Here is a 22,024-nt window from a genome sequence, read left to right on the forward strand (position 1 = left end):
CCAGCGGTACGGGTTTCCACTGCGTCACCCGGTTCTGCTCAGCAGCGGGAGTTGAAGCATGACCAACCACGGCGCAGACGCGGACGGGGGCGGGGGCCCGGTCGTGGGCATCGACGCGCTCGCCGTCCTGGAGATGCTGGCCCGGCGGGAGCCGCCCGAGCGGTTCACCGAACTCCTCGACCAGGCCCGCGCCTCGGGGACCGAGGGCGCCGATCGGGCCCAGCTGGAGCGGGCCGTGCAGCTCGCGGGCGGGGTCGCGCACTTCCTCGCGCGCCGCGACCGCTGCGAGACCGGCCTCGACGCCCTCTCCGACACCGCACGCGACCTGACCCTCCCGTACGACCTCGAAGGACTGCTCCGCACCGTCCTCCGCCGGGCCAAGCGGGTGCTCGAACTGGACCTCGCCTGCCTCACCCTGAGCGGCGACGCGCACGGCGTCCGGGTCATCCACGCCTCCGAGGGCAGCGACAGCCGGCGCGACCCGGCGGACTGGTCCGCCGCGCTCGACGGCGACGGTCACGACCGCATCGGCGGCGGACTCAGCGAACTCGCCCAGACGCTCGGCGAACCCGTCTGGACCGAGGACTACCTCAAGGACCAGCGCTTTCCCCATACGGGCGTCCTCGACCAGCTCGTCCGGGACGAGGGGATGCGGGCCGTCGTCGCCGTGCCGCTGCGCGCCGGCGACACCGTCATAGGACTCCTCTACGGGGCCGACCGGCGGGTCCGCCGCTACAGCCCGGGCGAGATCGGGCTCATCAGCTCGCTCGCCGACCTGGCCGCCGTCGCCACGGAGAAGGCCGGGCTCCTCGACCAGACCAGGGCCGAGGTCACCGAACTGGAGCGGGACAGTTCCCGCGTCCGCACCGCGCTCACCCGCATGCGCCACCTCGGCGAGGCCCACGGCCGGATCATGAACCTGATCCTGGCCGGCGGCGACCTGCGCGGCGTGGCCAAGGCGACCGGGGACGCGCTCGACGCCTGCGTCCTGATCCGCGATCCGGGCGGCCGCACCCTCGCCTCCACCGGCGAGATCGGCGAACTCGACGAGGAGGTCGTGGCCAAGGCGTCCCTCGACGCCCACGCGAGCCGCCGGCCGGTCCTCGTGGGCGGCGGCCCGGAGGAGGCCGCGGAGGACGAGCGGGCGGAGGAGCGGGACGGGGAGCGGGGGTCGGCGCGCGAACAGGCGGCGGACGGCGATCCGGAGGACGCGCCGCGGCCGGGCCGCGGTCATGACCCGCGCCCCGCCGGCGGTCTCGGGGACGACCTGGGCAACGGCCTCGCCGACGGTTTCGCCGACGACGCCGAGGAGTTCGGCGAGGAGTTCGGCGAGGGTCTCGACGACCTCGCCCCGTACGCCCGCTGGGGCCTAGGCCGCACCCGGCGGCCGCGGCAGCGGCCCGGGACCTGGATCGCGCCCGTCATCGCCGGCTCCGAGGACCTGGGCGTGCTCGTCGTGCGCGCCGCGACCCCGCTCAGCGGCGAGGACGAGCGGCTGCTCGAACTCGCCGCGCAGTCCGTCGCCCTGCTGATCCTGATGCAGCGTTCCACGGCGGTCGCCGAGGGGCCGGTCCGCGACGAGCTGCTCGACGACCTGCTCGCCGAGCCGCAGCACGCCCCGCAGCAGATCGCCCAGCGCGCCCGCCGCCTCGGCATCGACCTGCGCGAACCGCACGTCGTCGTGGTCGCCCGCCCCGAGGGCGGCGAGCAGGGCCGGGCCGTGGTGTGGGCGTCCTCGTACGCCTACCGGATGTCCGGCCTGAAGACCGTGCAGGGCGGCAGCGTCGTCCTCCTGCTGCCCGGTGTGGACGCGTCGGGCGCCGCCCAGGCCGTCTCCGGCGAGCTCGCCCCGCTGCTGGGCCACCCGGTGTCGGTGGGCGCGGCCGGTCCCGGCTGGAGCCCGGACGGCGTGGGCCGGCTGTTCCAGGAGGCCATGCGCTGCCTGGACGCGATGAGCGCACTGGGCGGCGCGGGCGCGGCGGCGTCGGCCGAGGACCTGGGCTTCCTGGGCCTGCTCCTGTCGGACGACCACGACGTGGACGGCTTCATCGAGTCGGCGATCGGGCCCGTACTGGACTACGACGCCGAGCGGGTCACCGATCTGATCCACACCCTGGAGGCGTACTTCGCGTCCGGCGGCAGCCCGACGAACGCGGCCGAGGCGCTGCACGTCCACCCGAACACCGTCTCGCGGCGGCTGGAACGCATCGGCGAACTCCTCGGCCCGGAGTGGCAGAAGCCCGGCCAGGTCCTGGAGGTCCAGCTGGCGCTCCGGCTCCAGCGCACCCGGGCCGTCCTCGCCCGCCGTCGCGCCGCCCTCGCCGAGCAGCGCCCGACGGCCGGCCCGCCCTGCGCCGACCGCCAGGTCTGAGCGCCCGGGAGTCCGAGCGTCCGGGAGGCCGACCGTCCGGGAGTCCGAGCGCCTGGGGATGACCCGCCGGGTGCCCGACCGCCCGGGAGTGCGAGCGGCCGCGGCGCGGGTCGGTGTGCGGCGAGCGTACGAGGCCCGGGAGCCCCGGCTCCCGGGCCCCTGCCGATGCCCTCGGGCGGAGGCCGGCTCTCCGCCGCGGCGAGGTCAGCCCGCCGAGCGGGCCTGGATCTCGCAGTACGGCGCGATCCGCTCGGTCCCGAGGACGGTCGCCGCGTGCGCGGCCGAGGCCAGCGTGATGTGCCGGTGCCAGCCGCGGAACGAGCGCCCCACGAAGTCCCGCAGCCCCGCACCCTCGCCGACCTGCCGGAAGTCCCGCTCCACCCGGCGCGACAGCTTGGTCAGCCGCAGCAGCGGACCGACCGCCGAGCCCGTCAGGTCCGTGATCCACAGCCGGGCGGGCGAGCGCCGCGGGTCGTCCCACTCGCCGAGCAGGAGCAGCGGTCGCTGCCGTTCGCCCGGCGGCACGGGCAGGGTGACGCGCACGGCGGTGGCGAGCGAGGTGCGCGAGCTGCGCACCCCGGCCGCCGAGTCCACCCAGCTCACCGGGCGGCGCAGGCCCTTGAGCGACTCCAGGATCTGCAGCGCGGTGAGCGGCCCGGCGCCGAAGCCGGGCAGCGAGCGGTCGGCGACGGTCAGCCGGCAGTTCGTGCCGATCCGGGCGACCACGGGGACGCCGGCGAGCGCGAGCCGGTGCAGGGCGGCGCGCCCGGCGCCGCCGCGGATGTCGAGCAGCACCGGCTTGCGGGCCACGTCGGGCCAACGGGCCGTGTCGAGCGCCGCGTTGACCGCGCACTCCTCCAGGGTCTCCTCGCCGGCGCCCTCCGGCACCTCGGCGCGGTCCCGGCGCGTCGGGTCCTTCACCCACGGATCGGGCAGGAACAGGCGCCAGTTGACGGGGACGCTGGTCTCCTCGCCCGCGAACCACACGCCGAACGCCTGCTGGCCGCGGAACACCTGCCCCTGCTCGGGGTCGAAGCGCCGGTCGACGCCGACCGAGTGCTGGCCGGCCTTCGGTATCGGCATCGGCCGCACCACCCACGCCTGCGGGGCGCCGTGCCGCTGCAGATAGCGCGCGAGCTCGGCCCGCATGGGCCGCCAGTCCCAGGTCGAGCTGGAGATGAAGTGGTGCAGGCTCTGCTCGGCCGCCGGGCCGCCGATCTGCGCGGCGATGTTGCGGATCGACTTGCGGCCCTGCGCGGTGAGCAGCCCGCGCAGGTACTGCTCCGCCTTCATGCGCTGGTCACGGCGCGGGAAGCCGGAGAAGAGCGCGGCGCAGAGTTCGCCGTACACGTCGTCGTCGGCCGTGTCCCGAAGCTCCCCCCGGAGCTCCCGATGCGCGGCGACGGTTCTGAATCTGGTGGTGACGGATGTACTCACGACACTCCTGCCCTACGGATTGCGCAGCTCCCTCCAGCTGCCCCTCCACCGTCGCCTGTCGCGGCGCGTGGCACGAGGTGTACGCGGCACCCGTCTGGGCGCCTCGATGGTGGCCGGACCACCGCCATACCCCGCGGGGGGATCTGACAGACTCGCCGTACGGGCTTTGACCGGTGCGACGCCCCGCCGGACGATCGGGTCGAGGCAGCACGGGCCGGGCTCCGGTTAATGCCCCAGGCCGGGGCCCGCGCCTGTGCGCCTTGCCTTTTTCCCGCCCGCCGGCGGTGGCGGCGGGTTCCGTACGGACGGGTAGACCCGCGGGTAAACCGGCCGCCGTGTGGCAGGCGAACCGCCGGTGACCCGGCCGCCGTGGACAGGCGACCCCTCGGTGATCCGGCCGCCCAGGACCTGCGACGCGTCGGTAATCGCCCCGTCCCGGGACCTGCGACGCGGTGACCAGTCCGGCTCGGGACCGCCGACCCCGCCGCAAGCGGCCCGCCCGAGACCGGCGGCCCGTCGCCGACTAACCTGGCTCCATGGGATTCCGCGCGCAGCTGCCGGTCGTCGGGGTGGTCGCCGCGGGCGGCGCGCTCGGCGCCGTGGCGCGTTATGCCGCGATCCTCGCCTGGCCCACTCCCGCCGGCGCCTTCCCCTGGACGATCCTGGCCGTCAACGCGGTCGGCTGTGCGGTCCTCGGCGTGGTCATGGTCCTCGCGACCGAGACCGTCAGCCCGCCGCATCCGCTCCTGCGCCCCTTCCTCGGCACCGGGGTCTGCGGCGGTTTCACGACATTCTCGACCTACGCCCTCGACAGCCAGCGGCTGCTCGCCGCGGGCGACGTCGCCCGCGGAACGATCTACCTCGCGGCCACCGCGCTCACCGCGCTCGCCGCCGTGGCGGCGGCCGTCCTCGCCACCCGGGCCGCCGTACGAGCGAGGAGGACGGCATGACCGCACGCACACGGCTCGCGGGCCGGGCGCTCCGCATGACGATCGTCGTCGGCGAGACCGACACCTGGCACCACCGCCCGCTCTACAGCGAGATCGTGCACCGCGCGCACGCCGCCGGGCTCGCCGGCGCCTCCGTCTTCCGCGGCATCGAGGGCTTCGGCTCCTCCGCCCTCGTCCACACCACCCGGCTGCTCTCGCTCACCGAGGACCTGCCGGTCGCGGTGCTGGTCGTGGACACCGAGGAGCGGGTCCGGGCCTTTCTGCCCGAGCTGGAGGAACTGCTCACGGACGGCGGCCTGGTGCTGCTCGACGACTGCGAGGTCGTCCGGTACGGGCCCGGGGAGCCCAAGGAGTGAACTGGCTGCTCGTCGTCGTGGGCGCCGCCGTCGGCGCGCCCCTGCGCTACCTCACGGACCGCGCCGTCCAGGCCCGCCACGACTCCGTCTTCCCGTGGGGCACGTTCGTCGTGAACGTGGTCGGCTCGCTGGTCCTGGGCCTGCTCACCGGCGTCGCCTCGGCCTGTACCGGACTGCTGCTCGGCACCGGCCTGTGCGGCGCCCTCACCACGTACTCCACCTTCTCCTTCGAGACCCTGAAGCTGTACGAGGGCGGGGCCCGCGCCTACGCGGCCGCGAACGTCCTCGGCAGCACCGCCGCCGGGCTCGGCGCGGTCTGGCTGGGCGTGGAGCTGGCCAAGGGCTTCTGAACGCCTCCGACCGAGAGCACTGCCGAGCAGGGCGCGGAGGAGCCTCCGGATACGGCAGGGTCCGATCCCGGCGCCCGGCACCGGCTCACCGCGCTCCAGGGCCTCGCCGCCCTGTCGTACGTACGGGGGCCGGAGCGACGGGGCTCAGAGGCCGGAGACCTGGAACACCCGTTCCGCCGTCTCCCGGTCGATCCGCCGCTGCATCTGGTGCAGCGCGGTCTGGCCGCACAGCAGCGTGCCGTCCCGCAGGGACGTACGGGCGGCGGTGTCGACGAGCTGCCACAACGGCGGGTTCGCGATCAGGACCTGCGGGTCGAGCTCGGCCCGGCCGCCGTCCTTGTCGCGCAGCACGAGCCGCTGCGCCACGCCGTTGGACCAGCGCACCGACGCGAGCCGGTCGGTGCGCACGGTGTGCCGCGTCCACAGCCCGCGCACGCTGAGCCGGCCCGGGGCCGCGCTCACCCGGGCCGGCAGCAGGATGACGAGGAGCAGCACGGCGAGGGTCACCCACAGCACCACGCTCCAGGTCTCCAGACCGCCGTCGACCGCGTCCACGACCAACAGGGCGGCGAGCAGCAGCCCGGCGGCGCCCACGGCGGTGCGGGCCTCCCCGGCCCAGGTGGTGTCATGGGCGGTGCCGGGGGGTTCCGCGTCGTCGGCGTCGGGACGGACCTTCATCGGCTTCATGGGGTGCATGTAACGGACGGTAGGTCCGGGCCGCGGGAGCGCCACGCGGCCCTGACGGACCGCTTACGCCGCGTACGGCAACCTTGACGCCGGCCTGACGGGCCGGACGGGCCCGGTCACGTAGTGCGTGGACTCGCGCACGAGCCCCGTGGGGTCAGCGCTGTCCGGCCTTGCGGCCGTGGTTCGCCTTCTTCTTGCGGCGGTCCCTCTTCTTGCGGGCGCGCTTGGACATCGGCTGGAATCCCTTCAGGCGGTGTGGCCGACGAGCACGTCGGCGAGCTTGTTGAGGCGCTTGATCGTGCGTTCCTCGGTCGCGGCGGCCGCCGGGGCGACGCGCTGGTCGCGGTCGTAGTAGGCGCCGTTGACGATCTCGACGGCCGGGTCGCAGAGCCGTACGACATGGCTCGCGCCCTCGGCGGGCGAGTCGCCCTCGTGGGCGTAGAGCGACAGCAGGTTGGTGGCGCAGATGCCCGGGTGGACGGAGACGGCGGTGACCCGCGGGTCGGCCGCGAAGACCGTCAGGGCCAGCTGCGACTGGGCGTAGGCGGCGAGCCGGGAGTAGCGGCGGGAGCGGTTGGGGTCGGCCCACTGGATGGAGCCGCTGCGGTGCAGGGAGGACGACACGTTGACCACCCGGCCGCCCGGCTCGGAGCTGAGGGCGGGCTCCAGGAGGTTGGTCAGCAGGTAGTGGGCGAGGAAGTTCACCTGGAAGGCGATCTCGTTGCCGTCGGCGGTGACCGTGTGCCGCTCGGGCGCGGCCATGCCGGCGTTGTTGACGAGCACGTCCAGGTGCGGGTGGGCGGCGACGACGCGGGCCGCGAGCCGCTCGACCTCCTCCAGGCGGGCGAAGTCCGCCCCGTACGCGCACAGCCGCTCGGCCGGCACGTCGGAGAGCGTCACGAGCCGGTCGACGGCGGCGTTGGCCTCCTCGGCGGTGCGGCCGTGCACCAGGACGGTGGCGCCGCGCTCGGCGAGCAGCCGGGCGGTCTGGTGGCCGATGCCGGAGGTGGCGCCCGTGACGAGGACGGTCAGTCCGGAGAGCGATGCGGGCAGGGAAGAAGGCATGGTTTGTCCCGGGATAGGTGTGATGGGTGAGGTGCTGTGGATACGGGAAAGGGGCGCCGGACCTCGTACGGTCACGGCGCCCCGGGTGACGTGAAGAAGGTGCGGGCGGGCGTCAGCGCAGGGCGGACGCGCCCGGACGGCAGCGGGGCGTGCGACACGGCGACGCCTGATGAGGCGGCCGGTCGAGCAGGAGCCACGCGCTGTTCACGCCTCTCATCGAACTCCGGGCCGTCTCCCCCGGCAAGGACAACCGGCTTTCCCTGATGCTGCTTTGACGGGGATTCACCCGATGCCCGGAACGGCCGACACCAGCACGTCGATCAGCTTGATGCCGACGAACGGCAGCACCAGGCCGCCGAGCCCGTACACCATCAGGTTCCGCTTCAGCAGGTCGTGCGCGGAGGCGGGCGTGTAGCGCACGCCGCGCAGGGCGAGCGGGATCAGCGCCACGATGATCAGGGCGTTGAAGACGATCGCGGACGTGATCGCCGAGGTCGGGCTGTGCAGGCCCATGATGTTGAGCGCGCCCAGGCCCGGATAGGCGCCGGCGAACATGGCCGGGATGATCGCGAAGTACTTCGCCACGTCGTTCGTGATCGAGAAGGTGGTGAGCGCGCCCCGGGTGATGAGGAGCTGCTTGCCGATCTCGACGATCTCGATGAGCTTGGTCGGGTTGGAGTCGAGGTCGACCATGTTGCCGGCCTCCTTCGCGGCCGACGTGCCCGTGTTCATCGCCACGCCGACGTCCGCCTGCGCGAGCGCCGGGGCGTCGTTCGTGCCGTCACCCGTCATCGCCACGAGCTTGCCGCCGGCCTGCTCCCGCTTGATCAGCGCGAGTTTGTCCTCCGGCGTGGCCTCCGCGAGGAAGTCGTCGACCCCGGCCTCGTGGGCGATGGCCCGGGCCGTCAGCGGGTTGTCGCCGGTGACCATGACGGTCCGGATGCCCATCCGGCGCAGCTCCGCGAACCGCTCGCGGATGCCGTCCTTCACGACGTCCTTGAGGTGGACGATGCCGAGCACCCGGGGCCCGTCCGCGTCGTGGGCGGCGACGAGGAGCGGGGTGCCGCCGCTCGCGGCGATGGCGTCCGACCAGGTGCGGGCCTCGGCCGGGGCGGCCCCGCCGCGCAGCTGGACCCACTCGATGATCTGGGCCGCCGCCCCCTTCCGTACGGCGGCGCCGGAGCCGTCCGCCCAGCGCAGGTTGACCCCGCTCATCCGGGTGCGGGCGCTGAACTCGACATAGTGCGCCTCGGCGAACTCGCCCGGCCCGGGCGGCAGCAGCCCGTACTTCTCCTTGGCGAGGACGACGACGGAGCGGCCCTCGGGCGTCGTGTCCGCGAGCGAGGAGAGTTGGGCGGCGTCGGCGAGCAGGCCCTCGTCGACGCCCGGCAGCGGCACGAAGTCGGCGGCCTCGCGGTTGCCCAGGGTGATGGTGCCGGTCTTGTCGAGGAGCAGGGTGTTGACGTCGCCGGCGGCCTCGACGGCCCGGCCCGACATGGCGATGACGTTGCGCTGGACGAGCCGGTCCATGCCGGCGATGCCGATCGCGGAGAGCAGCGCGCCGATCGTGGTCGGGATCAGGGTGACCAGGAGCGCGACGAGGACCGTGGTGGACTGGGCGGCCCCGGCGTACTCGGCCATCGGCTGGAGGGCCAGAACGACCAGGACGAAGACCACGGTCAGCGCGGCCAGCAGGATGTTGAGCGCTATCTCGTTGGGCGTCTTCTGCCGCCGGGCGCCCTCCACCAGGGCGATCATCCGGTCCAGGAAGGAGTGGCCGGGCCGCGAGGTGACCCGTACGACGATCCGGTCGGACAGCACCGTCGTACCGCCCGTGACGCCGGAGCGGTCGCCGCCCGCCTCGCGGATCACCGGCGCGGACTCGCCCGTCACGGCCGACTCGTCGACCGAAGCCGCCCCGTCCACGACGTCGCCGTCCGCCGGGATCAGCTCGCCGGCCTCGACGAGGACGAAGTCGAACTGCTTGAGGTCGGTGGCCGGGACCGCCTCCGTCTCCGCGGTGTGCAGGTTGGTCCCGTACCGCCAGTGCTTGAGGCGCAGCGCCACCGTGTCCGTACGGGCCCGGCGCAGCGACTCGGCCTGGGCGCGGCCGCGGCCCTCCGCGACGGCCTCGGCGAGGTTCGCGAAGACGACCGTCAGCCACAGCCAGACGCTGATCACCCAGGTGAAGACGGACGGATGGATCAGCGCGGAGAGGGTGGTGAGGACCGAGCCGACGGCCACGACGAACAGCACCGGATTGCGCACGAGCACGCGTGGATGGAGCTTGCGCAGCGCCTCCGGGAAGGAGGTGAGGAGCTGTACGGGGTCGAGGAGGCCGCCCTGGACGGCCCGGTGGGAGGCGCGGGAGGTGGCGGAGGACATGGGGACACCTTCGTGACGTCATGAAGGAGCCGCCGTCCCGCGGTGGCGGGGCGGCGGCGAGCGGTGAACGGTGAACGGTGAACGGTCAGCGGTTCGGTCGAGCCGTCGCGGCCCGCCGGTCGAGGGATGGGTGTACCGCGGACCGGCGGGCCGCTGGGCGGGGCGCGGCGGGCGAGGAGGCGCTGCGCCGCGTCGGCAGCCTTCGAGCGGGGTCAGGCCACTGACGTCCCGTCTGCTCGAAGTAGAGCGGCCGGACAGGACTCTAGGCCCCGCCGGGGGCGAACACCCCGCTCTCGGGCGCGTGTTGACGTCACTCTGACGGATCCCGTCAAGGTGGCGTCAGGAAGGGCCGACACCTCGTCAGGAGGGCGTCAGGGGCGTCGATCAGGTGCTCGAACCGGCCAAGACTGATCGACACGGGGGGCGGACGACCGGTCCGCGGCGTGATCTTGGAGGGCGAGTGAGTCTCACCGCCGGAAATGCGCAGCACGGTCCGGGCGCGGGGGCCCGGACACCAGCCGCACACTCACGCCAAGCGACGGCCGTACGGCCATCGGGCCCGTCCGGGCCGCGATCACGAGGGGGGTCGCGGTCCGGACACCCGGCGGAGGAAGGTTCCGAGGAACCGTTCCTCCGCCGAGTGGCGGGCCGGTTCGCCGACACCGCCCGCCGCCACACCGCCACCACCCCGGCCCGGCTGAAACTCGCCCGCGCCGCCGTCCTGCTGGTCCTCGCCCTGCTCGGAGCCCTGCTGCTGCGCTCCGGCCTCGCCGCCGGGCGCGCCTGGGACACCGCCGAGCACAGCCACGCGCCCACCATCACCAGCGCCGCCGGACTCGACCTGGCGCTCGACGACATGGACGCCCAGGCCGTCAACATCCTGCTGTCCAGCGGCGACGCCGGAAAGGGCCGGCTCGACGAGTCGTACGTCAAGGCCACCGGCTTCTACGACGACGCCCGCCGCACCGTCAGCCACGAGCTGCGGGTGCTCGCCGTCGCCGCCGAGGGCGACCCGGCCGCCGAGAAGACCGTCGACCAGCTCACCGAGAACTTCGCGATCTACCAGGAGCGCATCGGCCGCGCCCTGGAGAACGACGCCAGGCCCGGCGGCAAGGCCGCCGCCCGTGCCGACTACCAGTCGGCCAACCAGCTCCTCGGCGACGAGCTGCTGCCCGAGTCCGAGACCCTCGTCCGCGTCAACGACAACGCTTACCTGGCCGACTCCACCGACGCCCGCGACGCGCTCGACGCCGAGAACCTCACCCTGCTCGCCCTCGGCGGCCTGCTCCTGCTCGCGCTCGGCGCCCTGCAGTGGTTCCTGGCCCGTAGCTTCCAGCGGATCCTCAACCCGGGCCTCGTCGCCGCCACCCTGTGCGCCGTCACCGCGCTCGTCCTCGGCGGACAGGGCCTCTCGGGCAGCGCCGAGCAGATGCGGGCCGCCCGCCACGACTCGTACGACTCGGTCGTCGCCCTCTCCCGGGCGCGTGCCCTCGCCTACCGGGCGAACGCCGACGAGAGCCGCTACCTGCTCTTCCCCGACCTGCGGACCACCTACGAGGGCCTGTTCCTGGAGAAGTCCCAGAAGCTGTACGGCATCAAGGGCACCGGCCTCGACGCGTACCCCGCCCGGCTCGACACCACCTGGGCCGCCTACCGCGCCGACCACTCCGACCTGCGCTTCACCGGCGAGTTCCGGCGCGAACTCGACAACATCACCTTCCCGGGCGAGCGCGCCGCCGCCGAGCGCACCGTCGACGCGTACGCCACCTACCAGCACGACGACCACACCCTGCGCACGCTCATCAAGCAGGGCAGGGAGCGCGAGGCCGTCGTCTTCTGCATCGGCTGGCAGCCCGGCCAGTCCAACGCCCACTTCGGCGCCTGGATGACCGAGCTCCAGAAGCTCACCGACATCAACCGCGCCCACTTCACGAGCGCCGTCGGCGAGGGCCGGGCCGACCTCGGCACCCTCCTCCCGGCCTCCGGCGCGGCCCTGCTGCTCGCCGCCGGGCTGCTGGCCCTCGGCCTGCGACCGCGCCTCGCCGAGTACCGCTGAGACGGGGCGGCCGGCGGGCCCGTACCGGCGTCGTCGACGGACACCCTGGCCGGGTTCCGGCCGACCGCGGAGCCCGGCCTGGACTGGCGGCCGGCGCACGGGCGGGTGCTGCGGGCCGGGGACCGGGTGGTTCTGGCCACCACGAGCCGGGGCCTCGACTTCTTGCTGACGCGGGTCCGGCCGCACCCTTCCGGGCCGCGCTGAGGCCGCCTGACCGGTCCTGACCGAAACCGGCGTAGAGGACGCGTCAAGACGACCGTCAACGGCGTTAGGGGCCCGTCAACAGCGGCGGTGACCTGGCCGAAAGGCGGTTTCCTCATGACGTCAGAAAATCCGCTCTCTCTGTCAGGAGCTCACGATGGCCGACGTGGCCTTCGTGGTCACCACGCTCGCGGTCTTCGCGCTGGTGGCCTTCATCGCCAAGGGGGTGGCGAAGCTGTGAGTGCCGAGAACATCGTCGGCCTCGTCGTCGCCGTCGCCCTGCTCGGGTACCTCGTCCTCGCCCTCGTCAAGCCGGAGAGGTTCTGAGCCCCGACATGAGTCCCGTTCTTGCTGGGGTTCTCCAGCTCCTGGCGCTGATCGTCGCCCTCGGCCTGTCGTACCGGCCGCTGGGTGACTACATGGCGAAGGTCTACTCCTCGGACAAGCACCTCAAGCCCGAGAAGTGGATCTACAAGGCCATCGGAGCCAATCCCGACACCGAGATGCGCTGGCCCGCGTACCTGCGCGGCGTGCTCGCCTTCTCCGCGGTGAGCGTCCTCTTCCTCTACCTGCTGCAGCGCGTCCAGGGCTCCCTGCCCGGCTCGCTCGGCTTCGTCTCCATCGACCCGGACCAGGCGTTCAACACCGCCGCGTCCTTCGTGTCGAACACCAACTGGCAGTCGTACTACGGCGAGCAGGCCATGGGCCACGTCGTGCAGACCGGCGGCCTCGCGGTGCAGAACTTCGTCTCGGCGGCGGTGGGGATCGCCGTGGCGGTGGCCCTCGTGCGCGGCTTCGCCCGGTCCCGCACCGGTGAGCTCGGCAACTTCTGGGCCGACCTGGTCCGCGGCTGCGTCCGCATCCTGCTGCCGATCTCCGTCGTGGGCGCGATCGTCCTGGTCGCGTGCGGCGCCATCCAGAACTTCGCCGGCATCCACGAGGTCGGCCAGTTCATGGGCGGCACGCAGCAGTGGAACGGCGGCGCGGTCGCCTCGCAGGAGGTCATCAAGGAGCTGGGCACCAACGGCGGCGGTTACTTCAACGCCAACTCCGCCCACCCCTTCGAGAACCCCAACGGGTTCACGAACCTCTTCGAGATCTTCCTGATCCTGGTCATCCCGTTCGCGCTGACCCGCACCTTCGGCCGCATGGTCGGCTCGATCAAGCAGGGCTACGCGATCCTGGCGACCATGGGCATCATCTGGCTCGGCTTCGTCGCGCTGATGATGTGGACCGAGTTCGCGCACCCGGGCCCCGCCTTCGACATCGCGGGCGGCGCCATGGAGGGCAAGGAGACCCGCTTCGGCATCGGCGGCTCGTCGATCTTCGCGGTTTCCACCACGCTGACCTCGACCGGCGCGGTGGACTCCTTCCACTCCTCCTTCACCGGCTTCGGCGGCGGCATCGCCATGCTGGGCATGCAGCTCGGCGAGATCGCGCCCGGTGGCACCGGCTCCGGCCTCTACGGCATGCTGATCATGGCGATCGTCGCGGTGTTCATCGCCGGCCTGATGGTCGGCCGCACCCCCGAGTACCTGGGCAAGAAGATCGGCACCCGCGAGATGAAGTACGCGGCTTGCTACATCCTCGTCACCCCGGCGCTCGTGCTGATCTTCACCGCGCTCGCGATGGCCCTGCCGACGCCCGCCGACTCGATGACGAACACGGGTGCGCACGGCTTCTCCGAGATCCTCTACGCCTACACCTCCGGCGCCAACAACAACGGCTCCGCCTTCGCCGGCCTGAACGCCGACACCACGTGGTTCAACACGACGATCGGCATCGCGATGCTGCTCGGCCGCTTCCTGCCCATGGTGTTCGTGCTCGCGCTGGCCGGCTCGCTCGCCGAGCAGACGCCCGTCCCCGAGACGGCGGGCACCCTGCGCACCGAGAAGCCGCTCTTCACCGGCCTGCTCGTCGGCACCATCATGATCATCACCGGTCTCACCTACTTCCCGGCCCTGGCCCTTGGCCCGCTCGCCGAAGGACTCGCAGCATGAGCACCCTCACACCCACTCGCGCCCCGCACGACGAGGACGCGAACCGGGCTCCGCACAAGGAGTCCGACGCAGGACGGGTCGGCGGGGGCCTGTTCGACCCCAAGCAGCTGCTGAAGTCGCTGCCGGACGCGATGCGCAAGCTCGACCCGCGCGTGATGGTCAAGTCGCCGGTCATGTTCGTGGTCCTGGTCGGCTCGGTGGTCACCACCGTGCTCGCGATTCTGAACCCGGGCGACTGGTTCGGCTGGGCGATCGCCGCCTGGCTGTGGCTGACGAACATCTTCGCCAACCTGGCGGAGGCCGTGGCCGAGGGTCGCGGCAAGGCCCAGGCCGACACCCTGCGCAAGGCCAAGACCGACACCGTGGCGCGGAGGATCACCGAGACGGGCGAGGAGCAGGTCCCGGGCACCGAGCTGAAGATCGGCGACCTGGTGGTCTGCGAGGCCGGCGACATCATCCCCGGCGACGGTGACGTCGTCGAGGGCGTGGCCTCGGTCGACGAGTCGGCGATCACGGGCGAGTCCGCGCCCGTCATCCGTGAGTCCGGCGGCGACCGCTCGGCCGTCACCGGCGGTACGAAGGTGCTGTCCGACCGCGTCGTCATCAAGATCACGACGAAGCCCGGCGAGACCTTCATCGACCGCATGATCAACCTGGTCGAGGGCGCCGCCCGGCAGAAGACGCCCAACGAGATCGCCCTCAACATCCTGCTCGCGTCGCTCACCATCGTCTTCCTGCTCGCCGTCGTCACCCTGAAGCCCTTCGCGATCTACGCGGGCGCCGACAGGCAGACGTCGATGATCGTGCTGACCGCCCTGCTGGTCTGCCTCATCCCGACGACCATCGGCGCGCTGCTCTCCGCGATCGGCATCGCCGGCATGGACCGCCTGGTCCAGCGCAACGTCCTCGCCATGTCCGGCCGCGCCGTCGAGGCCGCCGGCGACGTGTCGACGCTGCTGCTCGACAAGACCGGCACGATCACCCTCGGCAACCGCCAGGCCGCCGAGTTCGTGCCCGTACGCGGTACGACGGAGGCGGAGGTCGCCGACGCCGCCCAGCTCTCCTCGCTGGCCGACGAGACGCCCGAGGGCCGCTCGATCGTCGTCCTCGCCAAGGAGAGGTACGGGCTGCGCGAGCGCCACCAGGGCGAGCTCGCCCACGCCGAGTGGATCGAGTTCACCGCCCAGACCCGGATGTCCGGCGTCGACCTCACCGAGGACGGCAAGGTCCGCCGCGTCCGCAAGGGCGCGACCGGCTCCGTCATCGCCTGGGTCGAGGAGCGCGGCGGCAGCGTCGCCGCCGACGCCCGTACCCTCACCGACGCGATCTCCGAGGCCGGCGGCACCCCGCTGCTCGTCGCCGTGGAGGACGACAGGGGCGCCCGCGTCCTCGGCGTCATCCACCTGAAGGACGTCGTCAAGGAAGGCATGCGCGAGCGGTTCGACGAGCTGCGCCGCATGGGCATCAAGACGATCATGATCACGGGTGACAACCCGCTGACCGCCAAGGCCATCGCCGAGGAGGCGGGCGTCGACGACTTCCTCGCCGAGGCCACCCCCGAGGACAAGATGGCCCTCATCAAGCGCGAGCAGGCCGGCGGCAAGCTCGTGGCGATGACGGGTGACGGCACGAACGACGCCCCGGCGCTCGCGCAGGCGGACGTCGGCGTGGCGATGAACACGGGCACGTCGGCCGCGAAGGAGGCCGGCAACATGGTCGACCTCGACTCCAACCCGACCAAGCTCATCGAGATCGTCGAGATCGGCAAGCAGCTCCTCATCACCCGGGGCGCGCTGACCACCTTCTCCATCGCCAACGACGTGGCGAAGTACTTCGCGATCATCCCCGCGATGTTCGCGGTCGCCTACCCGGGCCTGGACAAGCTGAACATCATGCAGCTCGCCTCGCCGGAGTCCGCGATCCTCTCCGCGGTCGTCTTCAACGCGCTGATCATCATCGCGCTCGTGCCGCTCGCCCTCAAGGGCGTGCAGTACAAGCCGACCAGCGCCGACAAGATGCTCCGCCGCAACCTCGGGCTCTACGGACTCGGCGGCCTGATCGCCCCGTTCATCGGCATCAAGATCATCGACCTGCTCATCTCCCTCATCCCCGGAATCGGCTGATCTCCAATGAATAACTCTGTTGGAAACGCGGGGCGGTTGCTCTGGGCGGGCCTGCGTGCCCTCCTCGTCCTCACGGTCGTGTGCGGCGTGATCTACCCGCTCGTCGTCACCGGCATCGCCCAGGGTCTGTTCAACAACAAGGCCAACGGCTCGGAGATCAAGGACGCGAGCGGCAGGGTCGTCGGCTCCGAGCTCATCGGGCAGACCTACAACCTGCCCCTGAAGAACGGCGAGGAGACGGCGAGCGCGGACCTCAAGTGGTTCCAGCCGCGCCCGTCGAACGGCCTCGGCGCCAACTCCGTCAACACCCAGTACAAGATCATCCTTTCGGGTGCGACGAACCGCTCCGCCGACAACGGCGCCGTCACGGACAAGAACGGCAAGGCGTACTGCCCGGAGAAGCCCGCGGAGGGCACGCTCTGTGCCCAGGTCATCGACGCCAAGGCGGCCGTGATCAAGGACAACTCCACCGCCGACTTCACGGTGAAGCCGTCCGACGTCCCCGCCGACGCCGTCACCTCCTCGGGCTCCGGCCTCGACCCGCACATCTCCCCTGAGTACGCCAGGCTCCAGGTCCACCGGGTCGCCGAGCTGAACCACCTCACCGTCGCCCAGGTCGACAAGCTGGTCGCCGACCACACCGACGGCCGGATCCTCGGCTTCATGGGTGAGCCCCGGGTCAACGTGCTCCAGCTCAACATCGCACTGAAGGCGCTGGTCTCGGCCAAGGGCTGAGCACGGCACGACAACCACACAGCAGGCCGCGGGCCCGGGACACCCTCCCGGGCCCTTCGGCCATGAAACCCCCGAACAGGAAGGCCCACACGGATGACCCGGGTACTGGTCGTGGAGGACGACCCGCAGCTCTCGCGGGCACTGGTCATCAACCTCCAGGCGCGTACGTACGAGGTCGACGCCGCGCCCGACGGAGCCACCGCGCTACGCCTGGCCGCCGACCGCCGGCCGGACGTCGTGGTCCTCGACCTCGGACTGCCCGACATGGACGGGCTCGACGTGATCGCGGGGCTGCGCGGCTGGACGCGGGTGCCGATCCTGGTGCTCTCCGCCCGCACCGCCTCCGAGGAGAAGGTGCTCGCCCTCGACGTCGGCGCCGACGACTACATGACCAAGCCGTTCAGCATGGACGAGCTGCTCGCCCGGCTGCGCGCCGCCGCCCGGCGCCGCGAAGCCGTCCCGGAGACGGAGGTCACCACCGTCGAGACCGCGCACTTCACCGTCGACCTGGTGGCCCGCAAGGTACGCCTCGGCGGGAGCGACATCCGGCTCACGCCGACCGAATGGCACCTGCTCGACATCCTGGTCCGCAACCCGGGCCGGCTGATCGCCCAGGGCCGGCTCCTGGAGGAGGTCTGGGGCGCGAGCTACCGCGGCAACACCAACTACCTGCGCGTCTACATGGCGCAGTTGCGGCGCAAGCTGGAACCCGACCCCTCGCACCCGCGTTATCTGATCACCGAGTCCGGCATGGGCTACCGCTTCGAACCGGGGGACACGGCCGATGGCTAGGCGCGGCAGGCTGCGGATCTATCTGGGCGCGGCGCCCGGCGTCGGCAAGACGTACGCGATGCTCTCCGAGGGCCACCGGCGCGTCGAGCGCGGCACGGACTGCGTGGTGGCGTTCGTCGAGCACCACAGCCGGCCGCGTACGGAGGTGATGCTGCACGGCCTGGAGGTCGTACCGCGCAAGGAGATCGAGTACCGGGGCAGCACCTTCCCCGAGATGGACCTCGACGCCGTGCTCGCCCGCAGGCCGGCCGTCGCCCTCGTCGACGAACTCCCGCACACCAACGTGCCCGGCTCGCGCAACTCCAAGCGCTGGCAGGACGTGGAGGAGCTGCTCGCCGCCGGGATCGACGTCGTGTCCACGGTGAACATCCAGCACCTGGAGTCCCTGGGCGACGTCGTCGAGTCGATCACCGGAGTACGGCAGCGGGAGACCGTCCCGGACGAGGTCGTGCGCCGGGCGGACCAGATAGAGCTGGTCGACATGTCGCCGCAGGCGCTGCGGCGGCGCATGGCCCACGGCAACATCTACAAGCCGGACAAGGTCGACGCGGCCCTGTCCAACTACTTCCGCCCCGGCAACCTCACCGCCCTGCGCGAACTGGCGCTGCTGTGGACGGCGGACCGGGTCGACGAATACCTCCAGGAGTACCGGACCGAGCACCGCGTCTCGAAGATCTGGGCCTCCCGGGAGCGCATCGTCGTCGGCCTGACCGGCGGCCCCGAGGGCCGCACCCTGATCCGGCGCGCCGCCCGGCTCGCCGAGAAGGGCGCGGGCGGCGAGGTGCTCGCCGTCTACATCTCCCGCAGCGACGGCCTGACTTCGGCGTCACCGAAGGAACTTGCGGTCCAGCGCACCCTCGTCGAGGACCTCGGCGGCACCTTCCACCACGTCGTCGGCGACGACGTCCCGACCGCGCTGCTGTCCTTCTCCCGCGGGGTCAACGCCACCCAGATCGTGCTCGGCGTCAGCCGCCGCCGCTCCTGGCAGTCGGTGCTCAGCCCCGGTGTCAGCGCCACCGTCGCCCGCGAGTCCGGGCCCGACCTGGACGTCCACATCGTCACGCACGACGCGATGGCGAAGGGCCGGGGTCTGCCGGCCGCCCGGACGGCCCGGCTCGGCCGGGCCCGGCTCGTCTGGGGCTGGCTGGTCGGCGTGTTCGGCCCGGTGCCGCTGGCACTGCTGCTCGACTGGCTGGCCCCGGACATGGGGCTCGCCAACGACATGCTGCTGTTCCTTTCGCTGACGGTCGCCGCGGCCCTGCTCGGCGGACTGCTGCCGGCTCTCGCGGCGGCGGGCGTCGGCTCCCTCGTACTGAACTACTACTTCACCCCACCGGTCGGGAAGCTGACCATCGCCGACCCGGAGAACATCGTCGCCCTGGTGATCTTCGTCGGCGTGGCCATATCCGTCGCCTCGGTCGTGGACCTGGCCGCCCGCCGCACCCACCAGGCGGCCCGGCTGAGGGCCGAGGCGGAGACCCTGTCCTTCCTCGCCGGCAGCGTGCTGCGCGGCGAGACCGGGCTCGCGTCGCTGCTCGAACGGGTCCGGGAGACCTTCTCCATGGAGTCCGTGGCGCTCCTGGAACGGGCCGGTGACCTGGAGCCCTGGAGCTGCACGGCGAGCGTGGGCGCCGCCGCGCCGGTGGCCCGGCCCGAGGACGCCGACGTCGACATGCCGGTCAGCGACCATCTCGCGCTCGCCCTCACCGGCCGGGTGCTGCCCGCCGAGGACCGGCGCGTCCTCGGCGCGTTCGCCGCGCAGGCCGCCGTCGTCCTGGAGCGGCAGCGGCTGGTCGACGAGGCCGAGGAGGCCCGCCGGCTCGCCGAGGGCAACAAGATCCGTACGTCCCTCCTCGCCGCCGTCAGCCACGACCTGCGCACCCCGCTCGCCGGCATCAAGGCGTCCGTGTCGTCGCTGCGTTCGGACGACGTCGAGTGGACCGAGGACGACAGGGCACTGCTCCTGGAGGGCATCGAGGACGGCGCCGACCGGCTCGACCACCTCGTCGGCAACCTCCTCGACATGTCCCGTCTGGAGACCGGCACGGTCACCCCGGTGATACGCGAGACCGATCTCGACGAGGTGGTGCCGATGGCCCTCGGCGGCGTCCCCGAGGGCAGCGTCGACCTCGACATCCCCGAGACCCTGCCGATGGTCGCCGTCGACCGCGGCCTGCTGGAGCGGGCCGTCGCCAACATCGTGGAGAACGCCGTCAAGTACAGCCCGGCCGGCGTCCCCGTCCTCGTCAAGGCGGGCGCCTTCGCCGACCGCGTCGAACTCCGCGTCGTCGACCGCGGCCCCGGCGTCCCCGACGAGGCCAAGGACCGCATCTTCGGCGCCTTCCAGCGCTACGGCGACGCCCCGCGCGGCGCGGGCGTGGGCCTCGGCCTCGCGGTGGCCCGTGGCTTCGTCGAGGCGATGGGCGGCTCGCTGACCGCCGAGGACACACCGGGCGGCGGGCTGTCGATGGCGATCACGGTGCCGCGCGCGATCACGGTGCCGGTGCGGCCGTAGGGGCCTGCTGCGCCCGGGAGCTACGGTGCGGTCACGCCCGCCGTGCGGGTGTCGTGCCGGTGCCGCGGGCCGAGCGCCCGCAGCTCGTCGAGCACGGTCGTGCCACCGGGCGGCGGGGTGAAGATCCGCAGGCGCTGGTCCGCCGCGGGTGTCGCGAGCACCTCGCAGTCCAGGTCGATCCTGCCCAGGTCGGGATGGACGAGCCGGTACGGGTGCGACCTGCGCACCGCGACCTCGTGCCGGTCCCACAGCGCCGCGAACTCCGGGCTCGCGGTCCGGAGCCGCGTCACGAGCGAGCGGGACGCCGCGTCGTCGCCACGGCGGGTCGTGGCGGCCCGCAGGTCGGCGACCAACTGCCGGGCCTGCTCCTCGTGTTCCTCGACCGCGAAGTGACCGCGGACGCCCGGGTCGGTGAACCAGCTCAGCACGATGTTGCGGTCCTCCTCGGCGACCGTGCACACGCACCCGAACAGCGCGAGCGCCAGGTCGTTCTGCGCCAGCAGGTCGCCCAGATCGCTCACCACCTGTACGGGCACGCCGTCCAGCCGGTCGAGGAGGAAGCGCAGGCCCGGCCGCAGGTACTCCCCGGCCCGCGCGTCCTCCGGCGGGCGGTGCCCGGCGAGCAGATACAGGTGGTCCCGCTCGTCCTCGCTCAGCCGCAGCGCGCCCGTCAGCGCGGCGAGCACCTGCACCGAGGGCTGGGAGCCGCGGGCCTGTTCGAGCCGCATGTAGTAGTCGGCCGACATCCCGGCGAGCATCGCGACCTCCTCGCGACGCAGGCCCGGCGTCCGCCTCCTCGGCCCTTCGACGAGCCCGACGTCGCGCGGCGTCAGCCGCTCCCGGGACCGGCGCAGGAAGTCGGCGAGGTCGGGACGGTTCGGTGTCATGTCCGCCGAGCCTACCGACGTCGTGAAGGGGGATCCTGGGACCGCCGATCCTAGGGAAAGCGCTCCGCTCCCGCGGTGCCGGCGGAGGCCGCACGATCGACACAGGGCCCGTCCAGGGCCTGTCCGACGAGAGGATCGGTGGTCGCACCATGAGGGAATCCATGCTGGAAGTGCCGGGCGCGCGACTGCGCTACGTCGTCCGCGGCGAGGGCCCGTTGCTCCTGCTCGTGGCCGGCGGCCACCACGGTGCCGACGCGAACGAACCGCTCGCCCGCCACCTCGCCGACCGGTACACCGTCCTCACCTACGACCGGCGCGGCCTGTCCGGGAGCACCACCGACGCCCCCGCGACGACGCTCGCCACGCACGCCGACGACATCTCCCACCTGCTCGCCGCCCTCACGGCGGAACCCGCACTCGTCTACGGCACCAGCATCGGCGGGCTGATCTCGCTGGAGCTGACCGTCCGGCACCCCGAGCAGGTCGAGGCGGTCATCGCGCACGAGCCGCCCGCCGCGCACCTGCTTCCGGAAGCCGGGCGCGCCCTCGCCCTGCGGCAACTGCTCACCGTCGAGGAGACCTTCGAGGCGGCGGGCCCGGCCGCCGCGATGCGCAGGTTCGCGGCCGACCTCGACATCGATCCGGACGACTGCGAGCCGGATGTCCCGGCACGCGCTCCGAACCCCGACCACCTGCGGAACGCGGAGGCTCTCCTCACCCACGACATGCCGTCCATCAGGGCCAACGCCCTCGACGTGGCCGCGCTCAGGTCCTCGCCCGCCCGCGTCGTGCCCGCCGCGAGCGAGAACTCGGCCCACCTCTGGCCTTACACGTGCGCCGCGATGCTCGCCGGGGAACTGGGGGCGCACCTGGAGATGTTTCCCGGCGGCCACAACGGCTACGTCTTCCACCCGCGCGGAACCGCGGCACGGATCCGCGCGATACTCGGTTCCTGAGCCGCGAGGCCTTCCGGCGGCCGCCTTCGGCTCGGCCGGACATTCCCCCGAAGCGGAACGCGCTGACGCGGCGGTCCCGCGGCCGCCCGCAGGCGACGACGGCCGGGTCCCCGCCTGTTGCGGGGACCTGGCCGGCAGGAGCGCCAGGTCAGCGGCCC

The 22,024-nt window shown here is 72.6% G+C and carries 18 protein-coding genes; 12 read left to right on the top strand and 6 right to left on the bottom strand.

The genetic code is table 11. The annotated features are described in order from the left end of the window. Nucleotides 1-58 precede the first annotated feature (58 nt). A complete protein-coding gene (locus ACWEJX_RS05855; RefSeq protein WP_451606282.1) occupies nt 59-2,371 on the top strand; it encodes a helix-turn-helix domain-containing protein in 2,313 nt (770 codons plus the stop codon). A 204-nt stretch (nt 2,372-2,575) separates the two neighbouring features. On the opposite strand, the gene ACWEJX_RS05860 is transcribed toward ACWEJX_RS05855, so the two are convergent. Then, nucleotides 2,576-3,721, bottom strand: a complete 1,146-nt coding sequence (locus ACWEJX_RS05860) for an IS701 family transposase (protein WP_451606352.1) — start codon at nt 3,719-3,721, stop codon at nt 2,576-2,578. Nucleotides 3,722-4,344: 623 nt separating this feature from the next. Between ACWEJX_RS05860 and ACWEJX_RS05865 the strand changes: the two genes are divergently transcribed. Genes ACWEJX_RS05865 through crcB form a run of 3 tightly spaced genes read left to right on the top strand, consistent with a single transcriptional unit; the run spans nt 4,345 to nt 5,464 of the window. Continuing rightward, nucleotides 4,345-4,758 carry a FluC/FEX family fluoride channel gene (locus tag ACWEJX_RS05865; protein ID WP_451606283.1) on the top strand — a complete coding sequence of 138 codons (414 nt, stop codon included), beginning with the start codon at nt 4,345-4,347 and terminating at the stop codon, nt 4,756-4,758. Next, nucleotides 4,755-5,114 carry a DUF190 domain-containing protein gene (locus tag ACWEJX_RS05870; RefSeq protein WP_451606284.1) on the top strand — a complete coding sequence of 120 codons (360 nt, stop codon included), beginning with the start codon at nt 4,755-4,757 and terminating at the stop codon, nt 5,112-5,114. Before ACWEJX_RS05865 ends, ACWEJX_RS05870 begins: the two co-directional genes overlap by 4 nt. Beyond that, nucleotides 5,111-5,464 (top strand): fluoride efflux transporter CrcB, encoded by a 354-nt coding sequence (gene crcB, locus ACWEJX_RS05875; protein WP_451606285.1) that lies wholly within the window; start codon nt 5,111-5,113, stop codon nt 5,462-5,464. Before ACWEJX_RS05870 ends, crcB begins: the two co-directional genes overlap by 4 nt. A gap of 144 nt (nt 5,465-5,608) precedes the next feature. On the opposite strand, the gene ACWEJX_RS05880 is transcribed toward crcB, so the two are convergent. From ACWEJX_RS05880 to kdpB (ACWEJX_RS05895), 4 genes are all read right to left on the bottom strand, one after another. After that, the gene (locus ACWEJX_RS05880; RefSeq protein WP_451606286.1) at nt 5,609-6,160 is read right to left on the bottom strand and encodes a hypothetical protein; all 552 of its coding nucleotides are present in this window, start codon (nt 6,158-6,160) and stop codon (nt 5,609-5,611) included. A 145-nt stretch (nt 6,161-6,305) separates the two neighbouring features. Then, the gene (locus ACWEJX_RS05885) at nt 6,306-6,383 is read right to left on the bottom strand and encodes a 50S ribosomal protein bL37 (RefSeq protein WP_389489116.1); all 78 of its coding nucleotides are present in this window, start codon (nt 6,381-6,383) and stop codon (nt 6,306-6,308) included. 14 nt (nt 6,384-6,397) lie between these two features. Continuing rightward, nucleotides 6,398-7,216 carry an SDR family NAD(P)-dependent oxidoreductase gene (locus ACWEJX_RS05890; protein ID WP_451606287.1) on the bottom strand — a complete coding sequence of 273 codons (819 nt, stop codon included), beginning with the start codon at nt 7,214-7,216 and terminating at the stop codon, nt 6,398-6,400. A gap of 282 nt (nt 7,217-7,498) precedes the next feature. Further along, nucleotides 7,499-9,601, bottom strand: a complete 2,103-nt coding sequence (gene kdpB / locus ACWEJX_RS05895; RefSeq protein WP_451606288.1) for a potassium-transporting ATPase subunit KdpB — start codon at nt 9,599-9,601, stop codon at nt 7,499-7,501. Nucleotides 9,602-10,241: 640 nt separating this feature from the next. Between kdpB (ACWEJX_RS05895) and ACWEJX_RS05900 the strand changes: the two genes are divergently transcribed. From ACWEJX_RS05900 to ACWEJX_RS05930, 7 genes are all read left to right on the top strand, one after another. Next, complete coding sequence (locus tag ACWEJX_RS05900) at nt 10,242-11,657, top strand: hypothetical protein (protein WP_451606289.1); 1,416 nt, start codon at nt 10,242-10,244, stop codon at nt 11,655-11,657. Between the two features lie 438 nt (nt 11,658-12,095). Beyond that, a complete protein-coding gene (gene kdpF / locus ACWEJX_RS05905; RefSeq protein ID WP_327354689.1) occupies nt 12,096-12,185 on the top strand; it encodes a K(+)-transporting ATPase subunit F in 90 nt (29 codons plus the stop codon). A gap of 8 nt (nt 12,186-12,193) precedes the next feature. Then, a complete protein-coding gene (kdpA, locus tag ACWEJX_RS05910) occupies nt 12,194-13,858 on the top strand; it encodes a potassium-transporting ATPase subunit KdpA (RefSeq protein ID WP_451606290.1) in 1,665 nt (554 codons plus the stop codon). Further along, nucleotides 13,855-15,981: a potassium-transporting ATPase subunit KdpB gene (kdpB, locus tag ACWEJX_RS05915; protein ID WP_451606291.1), complete on the top strand. Its 2,127-nt coding sequence runs from the start codon at nt 13,855-13,857 to the stop codon at nt 15,979-15,981. The genes kdpA and kdpB (ACWEJX_RS05915) overlap by 4 nt, the downstream gene beginning before the upstream one ends. Nucleotides 15,982-15,987: 6 nt before the next feature. Further along, nucleotides 15,988-16,716: a potassium-transporting ATPase subunit C gene (locus ACWEJX_RS05920; protein ID WP_451606292.1), complete on the top strand. Its 729-nt coding sequence runs from the start codon at nt 15,988-15,990 to the stop codon at nt 16,714-16,716. A 93-nt stretch (nt 16,717-16,809) separates the two neighbouring features. After that, a complete protein-coding gene (locus tag ACWEJX_RS05925; protein ID WP_451606293.1) occupies nt 16,810-17,508 on the top strand; it encodes a response regulator in 699 nt (232 codons plus the stop codon). Continuing rightward, a complete protein-coding gene (locus tag ACWEJX_RS05930; RefSeq protein WP_451606294.1) occupies nt 17,501-20,023 on the top strand; it encodes a DUF4118 domain-containing protein in 2,523 nt (840 codons plus the stop codon). The genes ACWEJX_RS05925 and ACWEJX_RS05930 overlap by 8 nt, the downstream gene beginning before the upstream one ends. Nucleotides 20,024-20,043: 20 nt before the next feature. Here the strand turns inward: ACWEJX_RS05930 and ACWEJX_RS05935 are convergent, their stop codons facing one another. Continuing rightward, a complete protein-coding gene (locus ACWEJX_RS05935) occupies nt 20,044-20,910 on the bottom strand; it encodes a helix-turn-helix transcriptional regulator (protein WP_451606295.1) in 867 nt (288 codons plus the stop codon). A gap of 161 nt (nt 20,911-21,071) precedes the next feature. Here ACWEJX_RS05935 and ACWEJX_RS05940 point away from each other — a divergent pair, with 161 nt between their 5' ends. After that, entirely contained in the window at nt 21,072-21,866 is a 795-nt protein-coding gene (locus tag ACWEJX_RS05940) for an alpha/beta fold hydrolase (protein ID WP_451606296.1), read from the top strand. The last annotated feature ends 158 nt before the right edge of the window (nt 21,867-22,024 follow it).

It is taken from the genome of Streptomyces sp. NPDC004788, from assembly GCF_053601115.1.